Origin of the sequence: Chryseobacterium polytrichastri (genome assembly GCF_900142445.1) — a bacterium.
GTDB lineage: Bacteria > Bacteroidota > Bacteroidia > Flavobacteriales > Weeksellaceae > Chryseobacterium > Chryseobacterium polytrichastri.
This window is the reverse complement of sequence record NZ_FRAV01000001.1, coordinates 252,479-271,529: the sequence shown is the minus strand read 5'-3', so window position 1 is coordinate 271,529 and position 19,051 is coordinate 252,479. Positions and strand designations below refer to the sequence as shown.

General features: G+C 33.3%; 21 protein-coding genes. 3 read left to right on the top strand and 18 right to left on the bottom strand.

Going from position 1 to position 19,051, the window contains the following annotated elements:
- Positions 1 to 13 precede the first annotated feature (13 nt).
- The 7 genes from BUB80_RS01210 to BUB80_RS01180 all read right to left on the bottom strand — a co-directional run bounded on the left by BUB80_RS01210 (position 14) and on the right by BUB80_RS01180 (position 5,906).
- A complete protein-coding gene (locus tag BUB80_RS01210) occupies positions 14 to 808 on the bottom strand; it encodes a caspase family protein (protein WP_073290118.1) in 795 nt (264 codons plus the stop codon).
- Positions 809 to 831: 23 nt separating this feature from the next.
- A complete protein-coding gene (locus tag BUB80_RS01205) occupies positions 832 to 1,437 on the bottom strand; it encodes a hypothetical protein (protein ID WP_073290117.1) in 606 nt (201 codons plus the stop codon).
- A 5-nt stretch (positions 1,438 to 1,442) separates the two neighbouring features.
- A complete protein-coding gene (locus BUB80_RS01200; RefSeq protein ID WP_073290115.1) occupies positions 1,443 to 2,537 on the bottom strand; it encodes a hypothetical protein in 1,095 nt (364 codons plus the stop codon).
- The gene (locus BUB80_RS01195) at positions 2,534 to 2,950 is read right to left on the bottom strand and encodes a hypothetical protein (protein WP_073290113.1); all 417 of its coding nucleotides are present in this window, start codon (positions 2,948 to 2,950) and stop codon (positions 2,534 to 2,536) included. Before BUB80_RS01195 ends, BUB80_RS01200 begins: the two co-directional genes overlap by 4 nt.
- A 34-nt stretch (positions 2,951 to 2,984) precedes the next feature.
- Positions 2,985 to 3,671 (bottom strand): YEATS-associated helix-containing protein, encoded by a 687-nt coding sequence (locus BUB80_RS01190; protein WP_073290112.1) that lies wholly within the window; start codon positions 3,669 to 3,671, stop codon positions 2,985 to 2,987.
- Between the two features lie 234 nt (positions 3,672 to 3,905).
- Entirely contained in the window at positions 3,906 to 4,490 is a 585-nt protein-coding gene (locus tag BUB80_RS01185) for an LOG family protein (protein ID WP_073290110.1), read from the bottom strand.
- A 27-nt stretch (positions 4,491 to 4,517) separates the two neighbouring features.
- On the bottom strand, positions 4,518 to 5,906 hold the full coding sequence (locus tag BUB80_RS01180; RefSeq protein WP_073290108.1) for an MFS transporter: 1,389 nt from the start codon (positions 5,904 to 5,906) through the stop codon (positions 4,518 to 4,520).
- Positions 5,907 to 6,049: 143 nt separating this feature from the next.
- Here BUB80_RS01180 and BUB80_RS01175 point away from each other — a divergent pair, with 143 nt between their 5' ends.
- Positions 6,050 to 6,520 carry an Lrp/AsnC family transcriptional regulator gene (locus BUB80_RS01175; RefSeq protein ID WP_073290106.1) on the top strand — a complete coding sequence of 157 codons (471 nt, stop codon included), beginning with the start codon at positions 6,050 to 6,052 and terminating at the stop codon, positions 6,518 to 6,520.
- A gap of 562 nt (positions 6,521 to 7,082) precedes the next feature.
- Positions 7,083 to 8,345: a CynX/NimT family MFS transporter gene (locus BUB80_RS01170; RefSeq protein ID WP_228433629.1), complete on the top strand. Its 1,263-nt coding sequence runs from the start codon at positions 7,083 to 7,085 to the stop codon at positions 8,343 to 8,345.
- A gap of 250 nt (positions 8,346 to 8,595) precedes the next feature.
- On the opposite strand, the gene BUB80_RS01165 is transcribed toward BUB80_RS01170, so the two are convergent.
- The 6 genes from BUB80_RS01165 to BUB80_RS01140 form a co-directional block, all read right to left on the bottom strand.
- Positions 8,596 to 9,411, bottom strand: coding sequence for an alpha/beta hydrolase (locus tag BUB80_RS01165; protein WP_073290105.1), 816 nt, complete (start codon positions 9,409 to 9,411; stop codon positions 8,596 to 8,598).
- 107 nt (positions 9,412 to 9,518) lie between these two features.
- Positions 9,519 to 10,088 (bottom strand): Crp/Fnr family transcriptional regulator, encoded by a 570-nt coding sequence (locus BUB80_RS01160; protein WP_073290103.1) that lies wholly within the window; start codon positions 10,086 to 10,088, stop codon positions 9,519 to 9,521.
- Positions 10,089 to 10,138: 50 nt separating this feature from the next.
- Entirely contained in the window at positions 10,139 to 10,846 is a 708-nt protein-coding gene (locus BUB80_RS01155) for a DUF421 domain-containing protein (RefSeq protein ID WP_083546969.1), read from the bottom strand.
- 113 nt (positions 10,847 to 10,959) lie between these two features.
- The gene (locus BUB80_RS01150; RefSeq protein WP_073290174.1) at positions 10,960 to 11,886 is read right to left on the bottom strand and encodes a helix-turn-helix domain-containing protein; all 927 of its coding nucleotides are present in this window, start codon (positions 11,884 to 11,886) and stop codon (positions 10,960 to 10,962) included.
- A 174-nt stretch (positions 11,887 to 12,060) separates the two neighbouring features.
- The gene (locus BUB80_RS01145) at positions 12,061 to 12,900 is read right to left on the bottom strand and encodes an SDR family oxidoreductase (RefSeq protein WP_073290101.1); all 840 of its coding nucleotides are present in this window, start codon (positions 12,898 to 12,900) and stop codon (positions 12,061 to 12,063) included.
- 232 nt (positions 12,901 to 13,132) lie between these two features.
- A complete protein-coding gene (locus BUB80_RS01140; protein WP_073290099.1) occupies positions 13,133 to 13,903 on the bottom strand; it encodes an MBL fold metallo-hydrolase in 771 nt (256 codons plus the stop codon).
- A gap of 91 nt (positions 13,904 to 13,994) precedes the next feature.
- On the opposite strand from BUB80_RS01140, the gene BUB80_RS01135 reads away from it, so the two are divergent.
- Complete coding sequence (locus BUB80_RS01135; protein WP_073290172.1) at positions 13,995 to 14,306, top strand: winged helix-turn-helix transcriptional regulator; 312 nt, start codon at positions 13,995 to 13,997, stop codon at positions 14,304 to 14,306.
- Here BUB80_RS01135 and bioA read toward each other — a convergent pair.
- The 5 genes from bioA to BUB80_RS01110 form a co-directional block, all read right to left on the bottom strand.
- Complete coding sequence (bioA, locus tag BUB80_RS01130; protein WP_073290097.1) at positions 14,266 to 15,567, bottom strand: adenosylmethionine--8-amino-7-oxononanoate transaminase; 1,302 nt, start codon at positions 15,565 to 15,567, stop codon at positions 14,266 to 14,268. The two genes, BUB80_RS01135 and bioA, sit on opposite strands and share 41 nt — an antisense overlap.
- A gap of 109 nt (positions 15,568 to 15,676) precedes the next feature.
- Complete coding sequence (bioB, locus tag BUB80_RS01125; protein WP_073290096.1) at positions 15,677 to 16,696, bottom strand: biotin synthase BioB; 1,020 nt, start codon at positions 16,694 to 16,696, stop codon at positions 15,677 to 15,679.
- Positions 16,696 to 17,307 carry a dethiobiotin synthase gene (bioD, locus tag BUB80_RS01120; RefSeq protein ID WP_073290094.1) on the bottom strand — a complete coding sequence of 204 codons (612 nt, stop codon included), beginning with the start codon at positions 17,305 to 17,307 and terminating at the stop codon, positions 16,696 to 16,698. The genes bioB and bioD overlap by 1 nt, the downstream gene beginning before the upstream one ends.
- On the bottom strand, positions 17,304 to 18,404 hold the full coding sequence (locus BUB80_RS01115) for an aminotransferase class I/II-fold pyridoxal phosphate-dependent enzyme (RefSeq protein ID WP_073290092.1): 1,101 nt from the start codon (positions 18,402 to 18,404) through the stop codon (positions 17,304 to 17,306). The genes bioD and BUB80_RS01115 overlap by 4 nt, the downstream gene beginning before the upstream one ends.
- Positions 18,394 to 19,020: a hypothetical protein gene (locus tag BUB80_RS01110; protein ID WP_073290090.1), complete on the bottom strand. Its 627-nt coding sequence runs from the start codon at positions 19,018 to 19,020 to the stop codon at positions 18,394 to 18,396. Before BUB80_RS01110 ends, BUB80_RS01115 begins: the two co-directional genes overlap by 11 nt.
- Between the last annotated feature and the right edge of the window lie 31 nt (positions 19,021 to 19,051).

Below are 19,051 nucleotides of genomic sequence, written 5' to 3'. Positions count from 1 at the left end.
TTTGTATGGTTTATTAGTTATGGATTAAAACAAGGTTTTTTGTAAAGAAAAATTCCTCATCTAAAAAATTTTGAATATCTCTATCTATAAATGGCAGGTTATAGGGAAGCGTTTTTTCAACTTCACTTTTAACTTCTTCAAAAAAATCACTAAAAGTTCCGATAAAGCTCCCTTCATTATACACCTTTTCAAATGCTTCTGTAAAAGGGCTTAACTGATCTTTAATCTGACTGTCTTTAGCTACATTCCTATCTTGAGAAGACGAAATATGATTCATAAATATATTTGCTTCTTTAAACTCTTTAAAATGCAGTTGAAAACTATTGAGGTAAGGAGATACATCTTCTAAATAAAGACTAAAATTTTTGCTGATACTGTAGGTTGTGGTGGCAGATTTTTTATTTAAAGTTCCACCATAACAACAGTCGGTTACAAGTACAATTTTAGAATTTTCAGGAAACCATGACCAGCAGTTTTTGAGTTCATCATCTATGAAATACCTATCATATAAAACTGCGATCTGATCATAACCGACATTTTCTTCTCCCGAAATATCTTTAATTGTAAAACCATGTCCGCAATAGGTTACGAAAAAAATATCTTCCGGCATTATTTTCTTTGAAATGGCTCTGAGTGTGTTTAATAAATTGATGCTTGTAGCATTTTTCCCCAATAATTCAATTGCTTCGAAATCATTTTCTTCAGCAATTTTTTTGTAAAATCTTGTATTTGCTTCCGGTGAATTGAGGCTGCTATTACTAAAGAGCGAGGTTTCATTTAAACCTATGTGTAACGAATATTTTTTCATGGTATGTAGTTTTTTATTAGTTTTTATCCAAAATCTCTCTCATTCAATAAGGTGTAGGTGAACTTATTTCCGAAAGCATTTCTTGCATTTTTACATTTGATCATGAATTCCTGAAAATGTCTTGCATCTGCAAAAACTTGGCATCCTGCTGAAAATTGAGTGTTATCTGAATTCCAATCTCCATTAAGCGGACCTTTGTGAATATTAATTCCAAACATCCCTGTTTCAATTTTTGTTGGATCGACATCCAAATTTCCATTTCTATTATTATCCCGATAAACTTTTACATTGCCTAATCTTTGACAAATTGCATCATATTTTCCCTGATGTTTATCTATACAATGCGTTCCCAAATATTGTCCTTCCACTAAAATAGCCGTCCCTTTGCTGTTTATAGGGTTTTTCAAATAGTGTGTGCTTGGATCTGTGGTTATCGGATAATAATTCACGTACCAGTTCCCTATAAAGTTATGAAAAACAACTAAAGTATCGTCAAATTTTTCATGTCTTAATGCTTTATTTCTTATTCCGACGATGTTGATGTTCCAATCTATTTCCGGAGTGTTATAAATTCTGTAGTTTTTAGAATTCATAACATTCAAAATACTGTTGATGTTTGGCTGTATCATGGTAATTAGTTTTTGGTTTTAGGGTTATTTACAAATCCCCAACTAATTCCTAAAAAAGTAATTAAATTGGTATTCGAAATTTCAAAGTTTTTTCCAAATCCTCCGTTGAAAGTTAATTCATCACTGAATTTCCATTGAATTTGCCCGACAGAGCGATAGTCTCCTCCATCACCATTTCTTTTAACATATTCATATGCTGTTGAAAATTTCTTACTCAAAACAACCTGAAATTTAAGACCAACATCCGTAAATTGATTGGTAGATATTAAGTTATCTTCAATATAATTGTCTTTTAAATATCTTAGAAAGAAATAGAATTTGAAAAAACGGGTATAATCTTTATTTAAATTAAAGGATAAACCAAGCGTAGACCAAATTCCATATCTGTCTGTTCTGAAAGTGGATATTCTATTATTTGGAGATATTGAGCTATAAGCACCAGAAACGTCTAGGGTTACCATCGGGTTTTTTAGTTGATTTATAAAACTTGACAGTTTTTCTTCAACTTTCAATTCTTTTTTTATCCTATCCTTTTCTTCTTCAAGTAGTATTACATACTTCCCATATTCGTCTGTAGCTACAGATGGTTCATCAATACCTTTTCCTTTAAGTTTTTCTTTAGCCTTTTCGGTTATATCATCATCATTAGCTATTTCTACAAATAATTCATGAAGCTCTTTAGGTGAAAAATTATACAGTGTTAAAATGTTTGTTCTTGCTCCAAAGGCTATAGTTGTCACAGAATCTTTTGGAATAGCATTCAATGAAAGCGTTATTTTACTTAAATTATGAAAACCACCACTTTTATATTTGAAAGTTGAAAGTGTATCTTTTAATCCAAAAAATTCATATCCTTCATATTTTTTTTTATTAAGATAATAGAAAGGTGTTACTTCTACAGATAGGTTTGATAAGTTATTGGTATTTAAACTTAGTTGTTTAGGTATAGAGTTTGCAAAAACTATACTCGGGCTGTTATCTAGTAAAGCCATACTAACTGATTGATTATTATCAATATCTTTTATGCTCAGATCAGTTCCTGATTGTGATTTTATAAGTATACAACAAAATATAAAAATCACCTGTATTATTGTTTTCATATTAAGTCTATTATTTTTAATAAAATAACTTTGTTTCCTCTTTCACTCTTAATTGGTATCAACTTATCATAAGAATCATAAGTAACATCTCCTTGGCTTCCACCATTAATTTTATAATTAAATTGAAGTAGCTTTAAAAGATTTTCTAAATTATCTTCATCTGCATATCCAATATGTGATTCAATTACTACCGTTCCTTTTTTATGATAAGATTCAGTACCAATCAATGTTTTAGGTATGTTAATTTTGGAATCTTTAGATGATGTAATAGTTGTTTTATGAAGATATAAGTCTCCTGTTAGTTTATACTCAAGTTGTAAAAATGTGCGGAGTGGGAACAGGTCGATGACATTAGATAAATTAAAACTAGCATATATCTTATTGTTCGGATTCCCTGTTTCATACGTTTCCATAATTTTGATATTTATTTGGTTATTATTTTTTTATTTACATAATTTTTTCGGCATCTTCAGTCAAAGCGACTGCTTTTTCACCTTTTCTGAGCTCGATTTCTTTTACAAGATTATTGTTTTTTAGGATTTCGATTTTCTTATCGATCTCGGTATTGTCTTGATTTACTTCTGTCTTGATGATGTCCAGAGGTCTGAATTTATTTTCTTTGTTTTTGATGGAATTCATTATTTCTGCATAAGATGATGTCTTGAATTTTTCCAATTCACTGGCATTAATTTGAGTATTACTTTCTGTATTCACTGCGATTGTTTTTAATGCTTGGTTTAAAACCTCACTTTCTTCTTCTACTCTATCTACGCGCTTTTCAAATTTTTGAATTACTCTTCCAGAAATATTGTTTAAAAAATCTAGAGATGTGTAAGAAGCAATCATACAAAATCCAGAAAAGATTAAATAATTGACTGAATGATTAATAGTATTTCCGTCCGCTCCTTTTTTTTCAATATATAAATTACTGATGATATCACTCGAGACAAGACTAAGAAAAAGAGGTACCGCGATAGAAGCAATAATTCCCAAACAGATATTTTTTGATATCACAACTCCACTACAGGTTGTGCCTCTCAATGTGTTTCCTACTCCGCCAACGATTCCGCAAATAAGCATGATAATAATTAAATTAATTGTTGGCTCGCTTAAAAAAGTTACTGTTATTAACATGGCTATTAGTTTTTATTTTCTGATACAAAGTTTGCTATTAATCAGTGTTATAGCAAATAAATGTCGTGAATGACATGAAAAATAGCGTGAGTGGTAACGATGAATTTGATAATTATTAATTCAGATCATAAAACAGACTTTTAAGAAATAAATATTTGGATTTTGATGTAATAGAAAAACAAAAACCATGAGAAAATTCCCATGGTTTTAAACAATATATTAATTAAAATTTAATTAGATTTTATCTTTCGAGATCCATTTATCAACTTGTGGAGCTTCGTAATTTTTTATTTTATGTAAAAGAGATTCGATATCTTCATCTACAATGAGCATTTTTTGATTGACTTCTTTCAGAAAACCTTTGTCTACCATGGTCTGAATCATATTTAATAATTCAGTATAAAATCCATTGATGTTTAATATCGCGATGGGTTTTTGATGTAATCCTAATTGAGCCCAAGTGATCATTTCAAAAAACTCTTCCAAGGTTCCATAGCCGCCAGGTAAAACGATAACGCCATCTGAAAGTTCATTCATTTTAGTTTTTCGTTCATGCATTGTTTCCACTAAAATCAGTTCCGTAAGTTGCTTATGGGCGATTTCTTTTCCTTGCAGAAAATGAGGCAAAACTCCAATAGCTTCTCCGTTATGCTCTATCACTCCGTTAGCTACGGTACCCATCAAACCTGTGATGGCGCCACCATACACCAATCCAATTTTTTGAGCGGCCAATTGTTTTCCCAATTCGTAAGTTTGTTCTTCGTAAATCTTATCTGTTCCGAAGCTAGATCCGCAAAATACAGTAAGTCGTTTTATCATGTCTTTAATTTTTTAATAATAAATAGATTAGGATATCGCCATTTCTGCTCGCTTACTTTTTACTTCTTTTACCACTAAATAAGTCAATATCCCGATAGCGCATACTGCATAAGCGGTTAAAATTCCCAAGCTTAAATTTCCAACGGCCCATTTTGATGGGAAAATCTGGCTCATTAAAGTCATAAAAGATAAGCCTATTCCTGCACCTAAGAAATAACTCGTGCTTGTTAAGCTGGAAGCAACTCCATAATGTGAAGCTTCTACATCCTGAATTCCTAAAATGGATAAGCTGGTAAAGCACAAAGTCATTCCTACTCCTGAGATACATGCTGCCCCCAGTAAAACGGTTGTTAAAGGATGACCAATATAAACAGATATCAATAATGATAGGGCTCCTATCAACATAAAGCTCCAACCAAAAACGCCCATTTGAGAAGGGTTCATTTTTTTTGCAATATGAGGAAGGGCAAATTTAGAGATTAGGGCAGACATCAAGCTGAATGGAACTAACATTAATCCTGCTGAAGCGGCACTGTGATTCATATCTTTCTGCAACATCAAAGAGATTAAAAATAAGAATGAAATGAAAAAAGCTCCTAATGCGAAAAACGTAATATTAGAGATCACCAACGATCTGTGTTTGAATAATTGTAAATCAATTAAAGGTTGAGCCACTGTTTTTAAACGATAAAATACAGTTCCCAATAAGGCCAATGAGATGGCTAATGAACCAATAACCTGAATAGGCTGCTCTTTGATATGGAATAACTCATGGGTTCCGTAGGTTAAAGATAACAGTCCCAAAACAAGGAGAATCCCGGAAATAGCATCTGTTTTTTGAACATCCGAATTCTTTTCATCTTTAGGCAAATATTGATAGGCAAGAATAAGGGTTACCAAAAGAATAGGAACGTTGATCAGGAAAACCCAATGCCAACTCATATACGTACTGATAATACCTCCAATAGACAATCCACTCCCCGATCCAATCGCTGCAAATGAACTAAATACTCCTAAAGCACGGTTTCTTTCCTGATTTTCTCTGAAGGTATTCGTAACAATAGATAAAGCTGAAGGCATAATAAATGCTGCTCCTAAACCTTGTAAGGCGCGGAATATAGCTAACACCTGAAAATTGGTTGAAAGCCCGGCTCCCAAAGAAGTCAACATAAAAATAAGTCCGCCAAGAAGAAACACTTTCTTTCGTCCGATTTGATCGGATAATTTTCCACCAATAATTAAAAATCCACCAAAAAATAGTACATACAAAGTCTGTAACCATTGAACCATATCTGCACCAATACCGAATTGCTCCTGTATGGATGGTATGGTTAAGTTAATGATCGCAATATCAAGAGCTTCTACAAAAGTTCCTATAGAGGCTAAAATTAATATCAGGTTTTTTCTTGCTTGCATATTCTTCTAAATTTCTGGCAAAATTAAGATTATTAGAACGTTTGTGAAAATTAAATATTAATTTTGGAACAAATAATATTTTAATAGATTAATAAAGAACATGTGTTCTTTTAATAAGACTTTAAACCTGAAAAATAGAACAAATGGCAACCGAAAATTATTCAGTAGACGAGAAAGACCTTTCTATACTGCGTTTATTGCAAAAAGATGCGAAGCTAAGTATTCGAGATATTGCGGCAAGAATTAACCTGAGTCCTACGCCCACGCATGAACGTATCAAGCGTATGGAAAAGTTAGGAATTATTAAAGAATATACAGCGATTGTTGACCGTAAAAAAGTGAATAAAGGAATGATGGTGGTTTGTATGATAGCCTTGAATGCCCATAATAAAAGCATTGCCACGAAATTTATAGAAGAAGTGAGTAAGCTTAAAGAAGTGGTTGAGTTCTACAATATCAGTGGTGAGTTTGATTTTATGCTAAAAATCTTAGCGCCTAATATGGATGAATTTCATGATTTTTTTGTAAATCAACTTTCGGAGATAGAAGGTATCGGGCAAACCAAAAGTATCTTTGTTATGAATAGCATTAAAGAAAGTTCTCAGATTGTTTAATCTTTTATCATAAATTATCATTTAGTAATTCATTGAAATGAACTTTTTAGTCCAAATCAACGCATTGACTAATAGTATTTTATGTTTTCAAATCTTTTATTTTTGAATATTTAAATTAAGAGTATAATGCAAATATCTCCATCTATTTCGTTAAATAAAATAAAATTTTTCACCAATTATGTAAAATTTATGTGAAACATAATATAATTTGCTATATTTGCGGATCGAAATAATTTTTTTTCATCATTTGTGTTTTTTTAGACCTCCTTTTTGGAGGTCTTTTTTTTTGCTCTAAATAAAAATACATATCATTGATTGTGAGTGCGATATATTTTCATCATCAATGAAAAAGTATTGATTTTCATATTTTACGTATTACTTTATTTCTCATTTTAGTGAAAATTTTGTTTTTAATGACGCAACGAATGATAAATCCCCCTCTATTTTTTAAATTTTAGTGAATTTTTTTTCAGTTTTTTATTTTCAATAAAATCTAAAAATGTTTGAGTCGTTATCTGCAAGATTATTTTATGATACATTTTTGTCGTTTCATATTAAAAAAATGGCAAACTTAAACAAACTGACAATCTTAATTTTGCATCAAAATAGTTCTCTTATGATGACGAAGCCTGAAAGCAGAAAAAATCTCTCTTATATTTTACTGATCATTAATGTTTTGGTGGTCGTATTGGTATCAAGCAACTTACGATCTCCGATTATTTCGGTGGCTCCTGTGTTGAGTGATGTACGGGAAGCGCTAGGTCTGGATAATTTTCAAGTAAGTATGTTGACCTCTATTCCACTGTTTATGTTTGCTACATGTTCCGTTTTGGTGAGCAGATTTTCACATAAATTCAGTATTAGTCGGTTTTTGATGTATTCCTTAATTATTTTAAGTTTTGGATTATTCTTACGAATTACAGGATCTCTTTGGACATTATTTTTAGGATCCATTTTCATCGGCTTAGGAATTTGTATAGGAAATGTAGTCACTCCGGGTTATGTTAAAAATAATTTTCCAAAACAGATTGGTTTGATGACAGGAATTTTTGCTGTTTCCATGAATCTTACCGCTGCTTTGGCTTCAGGTTTCAGTGTAAGAATTGGAGAATGGACAGGTTTCGGGTGGCGCGGATCGCTGGGAATTTGGCTAGTCATTGCTATATTAGGGTTAATTGTTTTGAGCCTGGAAATTATATTCAATAAAAAGAATGCCGATCAAACGAAAACTGCCTTAAGTGTATCAGATTTTAATATGTTTAAATCTACCCAGGCATGGAGCATCAGTATTTTTATGGGGCTACAATCCTTATTTTATTATTGCCTGATGACTTGGCTTCCATCGTTACTTACAGATTATAATATGCACGCAGAAAGTACAGGTTGGGTTCTTTTTGTGATCCAGATTACGATGATTCCTGTCGCTTTTTGTTGTCCTATTATTGCAAGTAAAATGAAAGATCAGAGAATATTAATTGTTTTTATTTGTACGTTAATGTTCGGAAGTACCATGATGTTTGTATGGTTGCAATCTCAATGGATCTATTTAAATGCTGTTATCATTGGGATTTCTAACGGATTATCTTTTAGTCTATCCATTTTATTCTTTTCTACCAGAACAAAAAACAGTGCTAACGCCATCAAAATCTCCGGAATGGCTCAGTCTATAGGATATCTGATTGCTGCATTTGGTCCACCAGTCTTCGGAAAACTTCATGATTGGGACATCTCTTGGAAGAGCTCTTTTTACTTTTTAAGCTGTGCAGTGATATTGATGTTTTATTTTGGAATGAAGGCGGCGAGAAACAAAAATGTTGAGGATTAATTTGAATAAAATTACCCATAAAAGATCAACGGATGATAGTAATAAAATTGATTTTTAAACGCAAAGTTTTAATATAAAAACATATTATTTTTAGTGAGCAAAGAGATGCGACAAAGTCGCTGATAAAGGTAGCTTCTTAAGAATCAATTATATTGATTCAATTCTTTGCTCTCTTTTAAATATATAAAATTCTAAAAATCTTTGCGTTAAAAATATTCAACTTATTCTTTAATGTATGTTTAATCAATAATTATTTACTATCAAAAAACCGATTGAATAAAGCGAGTTGATTAGACAAAGACTGGCTCCAATAGCTATTTGTATGATCTCCAAGCGATTCTATATATAAATGTTGAACTTTTTGAGCGGTCAGCTTTTCATGAAACTTTCTGTTTTGCGCAATCATTTGAACATCGTCTGTACCGCAATCAAAAATATAGCTTTGTTGGGCATCTTTCATGATTTCTATTTTGCTGTCAGTAAAGTATTTCGGATCTAATGATTCTATAGGACCTAAGACTTTATTAACCTGATAATGAGTGTAACCTTCTCCAAAAGTTTTAAAGTCTAATGCGCCACAAGAACTGCCAACAATTCCGAAAGTGTTATGATACGTTACTCCGATATTTACAGCGCCATAGCCACCCATACTCCATCCTAAAATTCCTCTGTATTGTTTATCTTTTTGAGTAGGATAATTTTTATCAATAAAATCTACCAATTCTTTTCCGATAAAAGTTTGGTATTGTGAATCTTTTACAATAGGACTATCTACATACCAACTGTTAAAATTTCCATCAGGAAGAATATAAATGGTATTGTATTCCTGTGCTTTTTTACTTAAACCTGGCAAGTCTTCCTTCACCGTTCTATCGGGATTTCCGCTGTAGCCATGTAAAATATAGACCGTTTTATAATGCGCAGAAGGCTTTATGTTTGGGGTGATAATAATTGTCTTAATATTTTTTTTCATTACAGGGCTATACACCTCTTTGTGAATGATTTTTTGAGCAGAAAGTTCAGTGAGACCAATGGTTGCGAATACAATGATGATTAAATTTTTCATGTGTAAAAATGTTTAATTAATGATTTTTTTTATTTCATAATGAAATTGTACTCTGCAAAATTGCACGATATAAAGGCAAAAACCATCAACATATGTTGACGACTTTCTTATTTTAATTCTTTTCTTATTCTGCTCAGCTGAGTTGGCGTAACTCCCAAATAAGAGGCGATATGATGTTGTTTTAGACGATGATACAAAGACTCATTTTCTAATAATGAAACATACCGTTGTTTGGCTGTTTCATATTTTAAAGAGATCTCCAGCGGTTCTTTTTTTACGACCCAGTTTTTCTCCAGATAATGAAGATGAAACATGGCAAGATCATGGTGCTTATTTAAGAGTTCTCGGTATTCTTTTACGGGATATTGTATGACCTTGCAATCTTCTAAAGCAATGATATTAAAATCACTGGGCTCATTTTTAATGATTGATGAAGTGGAAGCTACAAAACTTTTCTCTTCAAAAAATATCTTATATACAGAATCTCCATTTTCATTATTAAAATAATATCCTATTAATCCGGATTGTAAAAAATAATAGTACCGAGACATCGTTCCGGATTCTAACATTAATTCATTTTTAGGGTAACTTTCTTCGGTACAGATCTTTGATAAAGCTGTGATGGTTTCCTCTGATAAAGGATAATAAAGATTGATTTGTTCTAAGAATTCTTTCACTGTGAAGATTGTTTCTGGATGTAAAATTATGAAGTTATTAGGTATATATTCTACGTCACTCTTTTTTTATTGCATGAAGGAACCCATTCTTCTTTTTTGCACTTAGGGCAATGTCGGGAATCTCCCGGAGTTTTTATTTCTGTATGTCCGCAAAAAGTACAGGCATAATGTCCGTCTTTTTTAATCATTCTTAATGGATTTTCTAATGAATTGGGCATAATGGGGAGGCCATATTTTACCTCTTTATCTTCATAAAAGAAAACACTGATTTCACCGGAAATTTCTTCAATGGCGGTTTCAATCTGTCCTAATTGAGAAACTCCTTTCAATCGCAATTCAGTAAAAAATTCATCACTTCCGAGATTTTCCTTTTTAAAATTATCGATGGCAAATTCTCCGTTTTCAATTAAACAAATGGGTTTTCCTTCAAGCAACTGCTCAAAACCTTTATATTTTCCAATAAAATAAGTGATGATACTGTAGAGTAAAATAATGACCACAAAAACAATAATCGAAGATATAATTCCTACATCTTTATTAAACATAGGGTCTCCAGCAGCGGAACCCAGCCCGATGATTACCACCAATTCAAATATCGAAAGTTGCTTCACTCCTCTTTTTCCTAAAATTCGTAATCCGATAATGATTGTTAAAAACATGATGGCTGTTCGCAAAATGATTTCCAGAATAAATGACCATTCTTCCTGACCCATTAATAATTCTTTCCAGTTTAATTTTAATAGAAATGAAGCGAACATAGAAAATTATTTATTTCATAACTTCAAAAAATAAGCCATAGGCATAAAAAAAGGCTGTCACTGAGTACAACCTAATTATTTTTATGTGAAACAGAGGAATTCTAAAATATATTTTAATTATTTTGGAAAGATTGTCGAAACTGCATCGGAGACATTTTTGTTTTTGCTTTAAACAATTTATTAAACGATTGAGGATGTTCAAATCCCAATTCATAAGCGAGTTCAGCAGCAGTAATTTGGGAGGTCAACAGCTTTTCTTTAGCGCTGTTAATAATTTTAGAATGAATATGTTGTTGAGTATTTAAGCCTGTTGTATTTCGGAGGAGATCACTCAAATAACCCGATGAAAGATTTAGCTTGTCTGAAAAATATTTAACCGTAGGAAGTCCATTTGATAAAGATTTTTCAGTGTTAAAATATTCAGATAACAGATCTTCAAATTTTTCTACAATGGATCTGTTGACAATTTTTCGAGTCACAAATTGTCTTTTATAATATCGATTGCTGTAATTGAGCAAAACTTCAAGATAAGAGATGATCAAATCTTGGCTGATTTCGTCAATAGAAGTAGTAAGTTCTTGTTCAATATTTTCAAAAATGCTTAATATTTTTTGCTTTTCCTTGTCCGAAAGATGTAAAGCCTCGTTGATTTGATAAGAAAAGAAACCATATTTTTTAATCGAAAACCCTAAAGTAGAAGCTGCCAGAAAATCAGGATGGAAAAATACACTTACTCCTTGGCAAACCTCATTGCCGTCTACAACAGAAATTGCCTGATTGGGAGAGGTAAAAATCAAACCGCCTTCTTCAAAATCATAATACCCCTGTCCATATTTTAGTTTCCCTTTTAAATTACTTTTATAGGAAATCATGAAAAAATTAGTAACCATGTTTTTAATCTCAGATTCGGAAGAAATATCGGCATGATGTACCAATGTAATAAATGGATGCAACGGTTTTGAAAACCCAAAAGTATTGGATAATTCAGTGATTGAATTAAACTGATTTAAGTTGTTCTTTTTTATGCTTTTATCAATCATATCTTGCATTTGTTTTTGTTGGATTTACCTTATCTTTGATTATATACAAAAATATCAAATTTGAACCATTAAGTTGTTCTCACGCCATTAATCATAGTAAGAAAAGCTTTACTTTTAGTTTAAAATCATGATGACTAATCTTAATGGTTCAAAATCTTTAAAGTTTAACAAAACTTAGCTTTTAAAACCATTGGGCATAAACAGGTTTCTTGTGTATTCTACATATTCCTGATCTGTTTTACTATTCCTTACATCGAATAATGTTTCAATATCAGGACCGGCAAGATAACGCAATTGATGACTGCCATCTGTCGTTGCATTATAAATCACGCGGGCTACATCTTCTGAGGTAAAGAGATTTTCGCCACCTTCAAAAGTACTGAAAAATGCAGCCATTTCATCTGAAAATTCTTTGTAATCTTCCAATGAAGGATCAAAAGCAAATTCCTCATTGGCTCTGTCATAGAAAGAGGTTTGAATGAATCCTGGTTCTATTATTTTAACCTTGATGTTTTGAGAGCTTAATTCAAAAGCTAAAGATTCTGTGAAACCTTCTACTGCAAATTTTGAAGCACTGTAAATCGATAAGATTGGAGTGGTAACGCGACCTGCTCCCGAAGTAATATTTATGATAGTTCCTGAGTTTTGACTTCTGAAATGAGGTAAAATAGCTCTCGTGACATTCATCACTCCAAAAACATTAACCTCAAACTGAGCCCTTACTTTTTCTGGTGTTGTCGCTTCAAAAAGTCCTTGTTGACCGTATCCTGCATTGTTGATCACTGCATCAATTTTTCCGAACTTTTCAATTCCTTTCTCGATAGCCTGTTGAATGGAATCTGAATCGGTAACTTCCAGCTGAATAACAAAAACATTGTTTATTTGAGTGAGTTCCGTTTCTTTTTCTGGGCTGCGCATCGTTGCGATTACGTTCCAATTGTTATTTGCAAAGTATTTAGCAGTTGCTTTTCCAATTCCGGATGATGCTCCGGTGATTAAAACTGTTTTATTCATTTTGTTGATTTTTAATAACACGACAAAGTTGCGAAGGAATCAAAATCTTGAATGAGCCAAAATGAGTGGAAACTAAGCCGAAATGAGTTTTGTGAATTTATACCAAAATAATACAGCCATTCATTTTTTAATAAAAAAAGTTTTACTAAAAAATGAATTTATAGTTTATGATTAAATAGATAATGAAGGGTAAAGAAAATAAGCCTCTTAATAATTGGGAACCAAAAGCCCCTTAGTCAAAAGCCAAAAAGACTTCTTCTCCATCTTTTAAAATAAAACATCTTTCTTCTACATGATTTTCATTAATTTTTTTCTGAATATAATCTCGGTCTTCTTTACAATGACTTACTGCTTCCAGATGGGTCACCCAAATGGTTGATTTAGGAGTATAATTACAGGTGCTAATAATGTCCTTACTTGTCATGATAATCGGCTCTTCTACCGAAAAAGTAGCTGCACCACCCGCAACAATGATATGTTGAGGCTTGTGTTGATCTATTTCATTGGCAATCTCATCGTACCAAATACTGTCTCCAACTATATAAACAGTCTCATTAGAATGTGTAAAAACAAATCCATTTACCAATCCCATTTTTTTACCTACTTCACCCGTTCCGTGACGGCCTTTGGTAATAGAAATATCAATGTTTCTCCAACATATTCTGTCTTTAATGGAAACAATATTCTCAAAACCACATTGGGCGATCTGATCTGCAATGGCTTCAGGGCAAATGATTTGTGTTTTTTTATTTAGAAGTTCTATTGCTGTGTTGTCCCAATGATCGGGATGAAGATGAGTGATAGCCACTGCATCTATTTCTGTTAACTTTTCCACCAGTTCTTCTGTACTAAAGGGAAGATCAACTAACGGATTCAGTACCTCGCTATCGGTCATTGGCATTTTTCCTAATGATCCTTTTCTGCCAAGCATAGGATCAATTAAAATCTTAATTCCATCAATATTCAAAAGCAATGTTGCATTGCGCCATAATTGTAATTTCATTTATTTAATTTTGTACCACAAAGCTATTGTACAAATAGAGGTAAATAATCGAAGGTTACCAAAAGGTTCACTATATACATTACAGTTACTGATGAATTTTGAAGAATTTAAAAAGTGTGGGCTCAGGCGTAGTCTTGATATTCTTTCAGGTAAATGGAAACCATTGATCCTGCATCGTCTCTTTGAGGAAAAAGAAGTTCGGTTTGTGGAATTATGGCGAAAAATGCCAAGAGTATCAAAAAAAGTACTTTCGGAACAGTTAAAACAACTGGAGGAAGATGATATCATTCAACGGATTGAAGTTTATAATTTTCCTCCTGAGGTTTATTATAGGCTTACAGAAAAAGGTTACAAACTAGGTCCTATCCTTGATACACTGCATGCATGGGGGAATGATCTTTAAGTTTATGGAGTACTTCAACAATACTATGATAAACAAATTCCAATTCCTCCGAAGTAATACAATAAGGCGGAACCAAATACATCACATTCCCTAAGGGACGCATGATAATTCCTCGCAACAAAAATGCATCATATAACATCTTTCCTATTTCATTAAAGTAAGACGTGCCCTGATCTGTTTTAAATTCCCAAGCGAGAATCGTTCCGGTCTGACGAACATTTTCAACGTTTGTATGTTGTTTTAAAATGGATGAAAACTGAAAATGCTGTTCAGAAATTCGTTGAATATTGTGTCGTGTTTCTTCATTTAATAACAATTCCATACTCGCCAAAGCAGCTGTACAGGACAACGGATTGGCAGTAAAAGAATGTCCATGAAACAACGTCTTGTATTTATCATCCGATAAAAAAGCATTGTAAATTTCATTGGAACAGGTGGTAATTCCCATTGGAAGCGTTCCACCCGTCAATCCTTTTGAAAAACACATAATATCAGGCTTTTCTGAAAGATGGTTTGCTGCAAACAGTTTTCCTGTCCGTCCAAAACCGGTAAAGACTTCATCCTGAACCATTAAAATTTCCTGTTCTCTGCAAAATTTCATTAATTCATCCAAATCCTTAGCTTCATACATCAACATTCCTGCAGCACCTTGAATTAAAGGTTCATAGATAAAACATGCGATTTCATCAGCTACATCTTTAATCTGATCTTTTATGCTTTCCAGATTTTCAGAATTGGGAGTATCAATAAAAACAACTTCAAACAACATTTCCCCGAAAGGTTTTGTCCAGACACTTCTTCCACTCACAGACATGGCGCCAAAAGTATCTCCGTGGTAGGCGTTTTTAAAAGCTAAAATTTTAGTCTTTTCTTTTCCATGATTGTAGCAATACTGAATGCACATTTTCAAGGCGACTTCCACCGCTGTTGAACCATTATCAGAGTAAAAAACTTTCTGCTGATTATTCGGTAGCAATTGCAGTAAATTTTCTGAAAGTTGTATCGCAGGCTCATGAGTAAAACCTGCAAAAATAACTTGTTCCAATGTATTTAACTGTTCAGAAACACGTTGTGCAATATAAGGATGCGCATGCCCATGCAAGGTCACCCACCATGAAGAAACAGCATCAATATATTGTTTTCCTTCGTTATCATAAAGATGTACTCCTTTCCCCCTAACAATAGGAATGGCGTCACTTGCCGTTTTCATTTGGGTATAAGGATGCCAGTTGACAGCCTTATCACGTTCTTGTAGATTCATAAGTAATGGGTAATTGGTAATGAGTAATTTGGTGAATGGTAATAATGAATTGTGAATTATCCAAGCTTACTATTGACAATTGAGTATTCACAATGCATAATTCTAACAATTAGACTAAGCTTGTTTTCCAGTTTTCAAACTGATCCATCACTTTTTCGGATTCTCTTTTCATAGGCTTTAACCCTAAAGTTTGAAGCATCTGCATGTCTTCAGAAACTCCTGGGTTCGGCGTCACCAATAAAGTTTCTCTTTCTCCTGTAAAGATGGAGTTAGCTCCGGCCATGAAACACCAGCCTTGCTCGAATTCTGTCATTTCAATTCTTCCTGCGCTTAAACGAACCATTGAAGAAGGCATTACAATTCTTGCAGTGGCAATCATCCTTACCATTTCCCAAGTATCCGTTTTTTCATTATTTTCAAGGGGAGTTCCTGCTACTCTAGCCAATGCATTAATGGGCACAGACTCAGGGTGTTTTGGCATCGTTGCTAGGGTTAAAAGCATTGAAATTCTATCTTTGTGAGTTTCTCCCAATCCGATAATCCCACCTGAACAAACGGTTATTCCTGCTTTTCTGACATTATTGATGGTGTTAATTCTATTGTCAAAAGTTCTGGTAGAAATAATCTCTTCATAATACTGTTCTGAAGTATCAAGGTTATGATTATAAGCGTATAAACCGGCTTCCTGTAAACGAATGGCTTGATCTTCCGTCAACATTCCCAAGGTGCAGCACACTTCAAGTCCAAGATCATTAACGCCTTTTACCATATCAATCACGCGATCAAAATCACGGTTATTTCTTACTTCTCTCCAAGCCGCAGCCATGCAAAAACGGGAAGAACCATTGTCTTTCGCCTTTTGGGCATGCTCAATTACGGTTTCTGTAGGCAACAAAGCCTGAACTTTAATATTGGTATGATAACGCGCAGCTTGCCCGCAATACGAACAGTCTTCTGTACAACCACCAGTCTTAATGGATAATAAGGTAGACATTTGTACTTCTTCCGGGTTGTGCCATTCGCGGTGAACGGTTGCTGCTTTATAAATTAATTCAAGTAAAGGTTGATGATAAATTTCTTCTATTTGTTCTTTAGTCCAATCATTTCTAATTTCTGTTTTTCTATCCATTATCCTAAATTTGTTAATTGTTTTGTACTTTTTTCTATATTTTCTTTTGTTATATTTTCGATGTCCGAAATTCTTATTATTTCGGTTTCTGGTTGAATATTTTTACAAATCACTCTTTCCGTATCTGGCGGGAAATTCCCATTGAGAATCAAATATTCCAGTTTTAATTTTCTTTGTTGCAAGGCCATGATTGATAATAAAGTATGATTGATGCATCCTAAATAATTCCTCACCACCAAAGCCACCGGAAGCTGTAGTTTTTCAATTAAATCAATGATAAATTCTTTATCCGAAAGAGGAACCATCAATCCTCCGGCTCCTTCTACGATTAGATGATTCTGAGTTTCAGGAAGGATAAAATCATTAACCGTAATCAAAATACCTTCCTCCAATGCCGACTGATGCGGTGATGCAGCCAATTGTAAACGATAGGTCTCAGGATGACAAATAACACCATCTCCTACCCAATCTCTAATTTTCATACTATCGGTAGCATGCAAATCTCCGGATTGTACAGGTTTCCAATAATCAGCTTTAAAATATTTTGTTAAAATAGCCGAACAAACCGTTTTTCCGACTTCTGTTCCGATTCCGGTTACAAATAATTTCATGTAAATTCTTTAATAATTTTCGTTAGCTGTATAATTTCTTCTTCTGTATTAAAGCTGTGTAGGCAAATTCTCAATCTTTCTGTTCCTTCTTTTACGGTTGGACTGAAAACTGCATAGGTTAGAAAGCCATTGTCTGATAAATTTTGCTGTACTGCTTTTAATTTTTGATTATCAGGAATTACCAAGGCTTGAATCGGACTGTTTTCCGCCGATGGTGTTTTTAAACCTTGATTCCTGAAAATTGTAATGTTTTCCTGAAGTTGAGTAGAAAAGTTTTCATGCGATTTTAGAAATTCATAGCTGGTTTTAATCGTCATCCACTGTACATTCTGAGCCGAAGTTGTATAGATAAAAGGAGAGGCAAAATTGATGAGATAAGATCTTACAACATCCTCACAAAGTATAGCTGCTCCGTGAGCCCCAAGTGCTTTTCCATATGTAATAACAGTTGCTAAAACTCGATTTTGCAATTGATGTTTATCAACAAAGCCATATCCAAAAACACCAAAAGCATGCGCTTCGTCTACAATTAAGCTGCCTTTATATTTTTCTACGATTTCAATGATTTCCTGAATGGGAGCCACATCACCATCCATCGAATACAAACTTTCTATAGTGACATAACAGTTTCCGTTTTGCTTTTTTAAAACCTGTTCTAAATCTTCAATATCATTGTGCTTAAATTTCAACTTTTTCGCATGAGACATTTTGCAGGCATCATGCACAGACCGATGGATTTTTTCATCAACAATAATGGTATCGTGGCGGGTTGGAAGCGTTGAAAATAGAGCCAGATTAGCATTATAACCCGATGAAAAAAGCAAAGCAGCAGGATATTGATGTTCTTGCGCAATAAAACTTTCGGTTTCAATTACTTCACAACTGTTCCCACTAATCAGCCTTGATCCGGTGCTACCTGATAATACTTGAGGATTTGCAATGATCTTTTCAAGCAATATCTGTTGTAATTCCTTATTTCTCGCCAATCCCAAATAGTCGTTGGAATAAAAATCAGTCCCTTCCGATCTTGGTTTTAAGATTCTTAGCGTTCCCGTTTCTTTTCTTTTATCGAGAGCTTCTTGGAAATTATGAAGCATAATTAAGGAGCGACACTTCTTCAGTTATTGCATTCATCCATTGCTCGTGCAGTTCTTTTTCAATTTCTAAAATTACATCAGCATGCGTTTGCCAATCTTCTGCGAATTCGTTCAATTGATTAATCATTTCTTCCAAATGTCCTTCTTCTTCCAGGATAATTGATTTTACCATGATTTTAGAAGATTCTTTGGTAAGAACATCTTGATAAACAGGATATAATTCATCGGCACGAACTTCAATAGCGTAGGTCACAAAAAGATAAGCAGCGTATTTTAGCTCTTCTTTTGTTAATTGAAAAGCTTTCTGAATGTATCGACAAGCTTTAACATCTAAAGAATGAAGATATTGACGAGTTGCAATTGGAGCCAAAAGCTCTGTGTTGTCATACGTTTTACAAAAATCAGGATCTAGCTTACCAATTTGTTTTTTTAAGTAATACGCGTGGCGATGCTCTTCAGCAGCATGTTTTAGTTGTATTAAACTTACTTTGGTAGGATGCTCACAAGCAGATATTTTTCTTGCTCCGGCATTTTCCATAAAAGAAAGCGTGTTGAGCCATTTAGCATGGGTCTCATTATCCTGCACCATTCTTTCGAGTAGATTGTAGAATTCCATAGATTTTTATTTTATGGTTCAAATGTAGTAT

What these genes read in the sequence shown, in the direction of transcription:
- BUB80_RS01110 (WP_073290090.1), bottom strand. Translation starts at nt 19,020, where the DNA reads ATGGAATTCTACAATCTACTCGAAAGAATGGTGCAGGATAATGAGACC.
- BUB80_RS01185 (WP_073290110.1), bottom strand. Translation starts at nt 4,490, where the DNA reads ATGATAAAACGACTTACTGTATTTTGCGGATCTAGCTTCGGAACAGAT.
- bioA (WP_073290097.1), bottom strand. Translation starts at nt 15,567, where the DNA reads ATGAATCTACAAGAACGTGATAAGGCTGTCAACTGGCATCCTTATACC.
- BUB80_RS01150 (WP_073290174.1), bottom strand. Translation starts at nt 11,886, where the DNA reads ATGATTGATAAAAGCATAAAAAAGAACAACTTAAATCAGTTTAATTCA.
- BUB80_RS01210 (WP_073290118.1), bottom strand. Translation starts at nt 808, where the DNA reads ATGAAAAAATATTCGTTACACATAGGTTTAAATGAAACCTCGCTCTTT.
- BUB80_RS01175 (WP_073290106.1), top strand. Translation starts at nt 6,050, where the DNA reads ATGGCAACCGAAAATTATTCAGTAGACGAGAAAGACCTTTCTATACTG.
- BUB80_RS01200 (WP_073290115.1), bottom strand. Translation starts at nt 2,537, where the DNA reads ATGAAAACAATAATACAGGTGATTTTTATATTTTGTTGTATACTTATA.
- bioB (WP_073290096.1), bottom strand. Translation starts at nt 16,696, where the DNA reads ATGGATAGAAAAACAGAAATTAGAAATGATTGGACTAAAGAACAAATA.
- bioD (WP_073290094.1), bottom strand. Translation starts at nt 17,307, where the DNA reads ATGAAATTATTTGTAACCGGAATCGGAACAGAAGTCGGAAAAACGGTT.
- BUB80_RS01165 (WP_073290105.1), bottom strand. Translation starts at nt 9,411, where the DNA reads ATGAAAAATTTAATCATCATTGTATTCGCAACCATTGGTCTCACTGAA.
- BUB80_RS01155 (WP_083546969.1), bottom strand. Translation starts at nt 10,846, where the DNA reads ATGTTCGCTTCATTTCTATTAAAATTAAACTGGAAAGAATTATTAATG.
- BUB80_RS01180 (WP_073290108.1), bottom strand. Translation starts at nt 5,906, where the DNA reads ATGCAAGCAAGAAAAAACCTGATATTAATTTTAGCCTCTATAGGAACT.
- BUB80_RS01140 (WP_073290099.1), bottom strand. Translation starts at nt 13,903, where the DNA reads ATGAAATTACAATTATGGCGCAATGCAACATTGCTTTTGAATATTGAT.
- BUB80_RS01145 (WP_073290101.1), bottom strand. Translation starts at nt 12,900, where the DNA reads ATGAATAAAACAGTTTTAATCACCGGAGCATCATCCGGAATTGGAAAA.
- BUB80_RS01190 (WP_073290112.1), bottom strand. Translation starts at nt 3,671, where the DNA reads ATGTTAATAACAGTAACTTTTTTAAGCGAGCCAACAATTAATTTAATT.
- BUB80_RS01170 (WP_228433629.1), top strand. Translation starts at nt 7,083, where the DNA reads ATGGCAAACTTAAACAAACTGACAATCTTAATTTTGCATCAAAATAGT.
- BUB80_RS01195 (WP_073290113.1), bottom strand. Translation starts at nt 2,950, where the DNA reads ATGGAAACGTATGAAACAGGGAATCCGAACAATAAGATATATGCTAGT.
- BUB80_RS01135 (WP_073290172.1), top strand. Translation starts at nt 13,995, where the DNA reads ATGAATTTTGAAGAATTTAAAAAGTGTGGGCTCAGGCGTAGTCTTGAT.
- BUB80_RS01205 (WP_073290117.1), bottom strand. Translation starts at nt 1,437, where the DNA reads ATGATACAGCCAAACATCAACAGTATTTTGAATGTTATGAATTCTAAA.
- BUB80_RS01115 (WP_073290092.1), bottom strand. Translation starts at nt 18,404, where the DNA reads ATGCTTCATAATTTCCAAGAAGCTCTCGATAAAAGAAAAGAAACGGGA.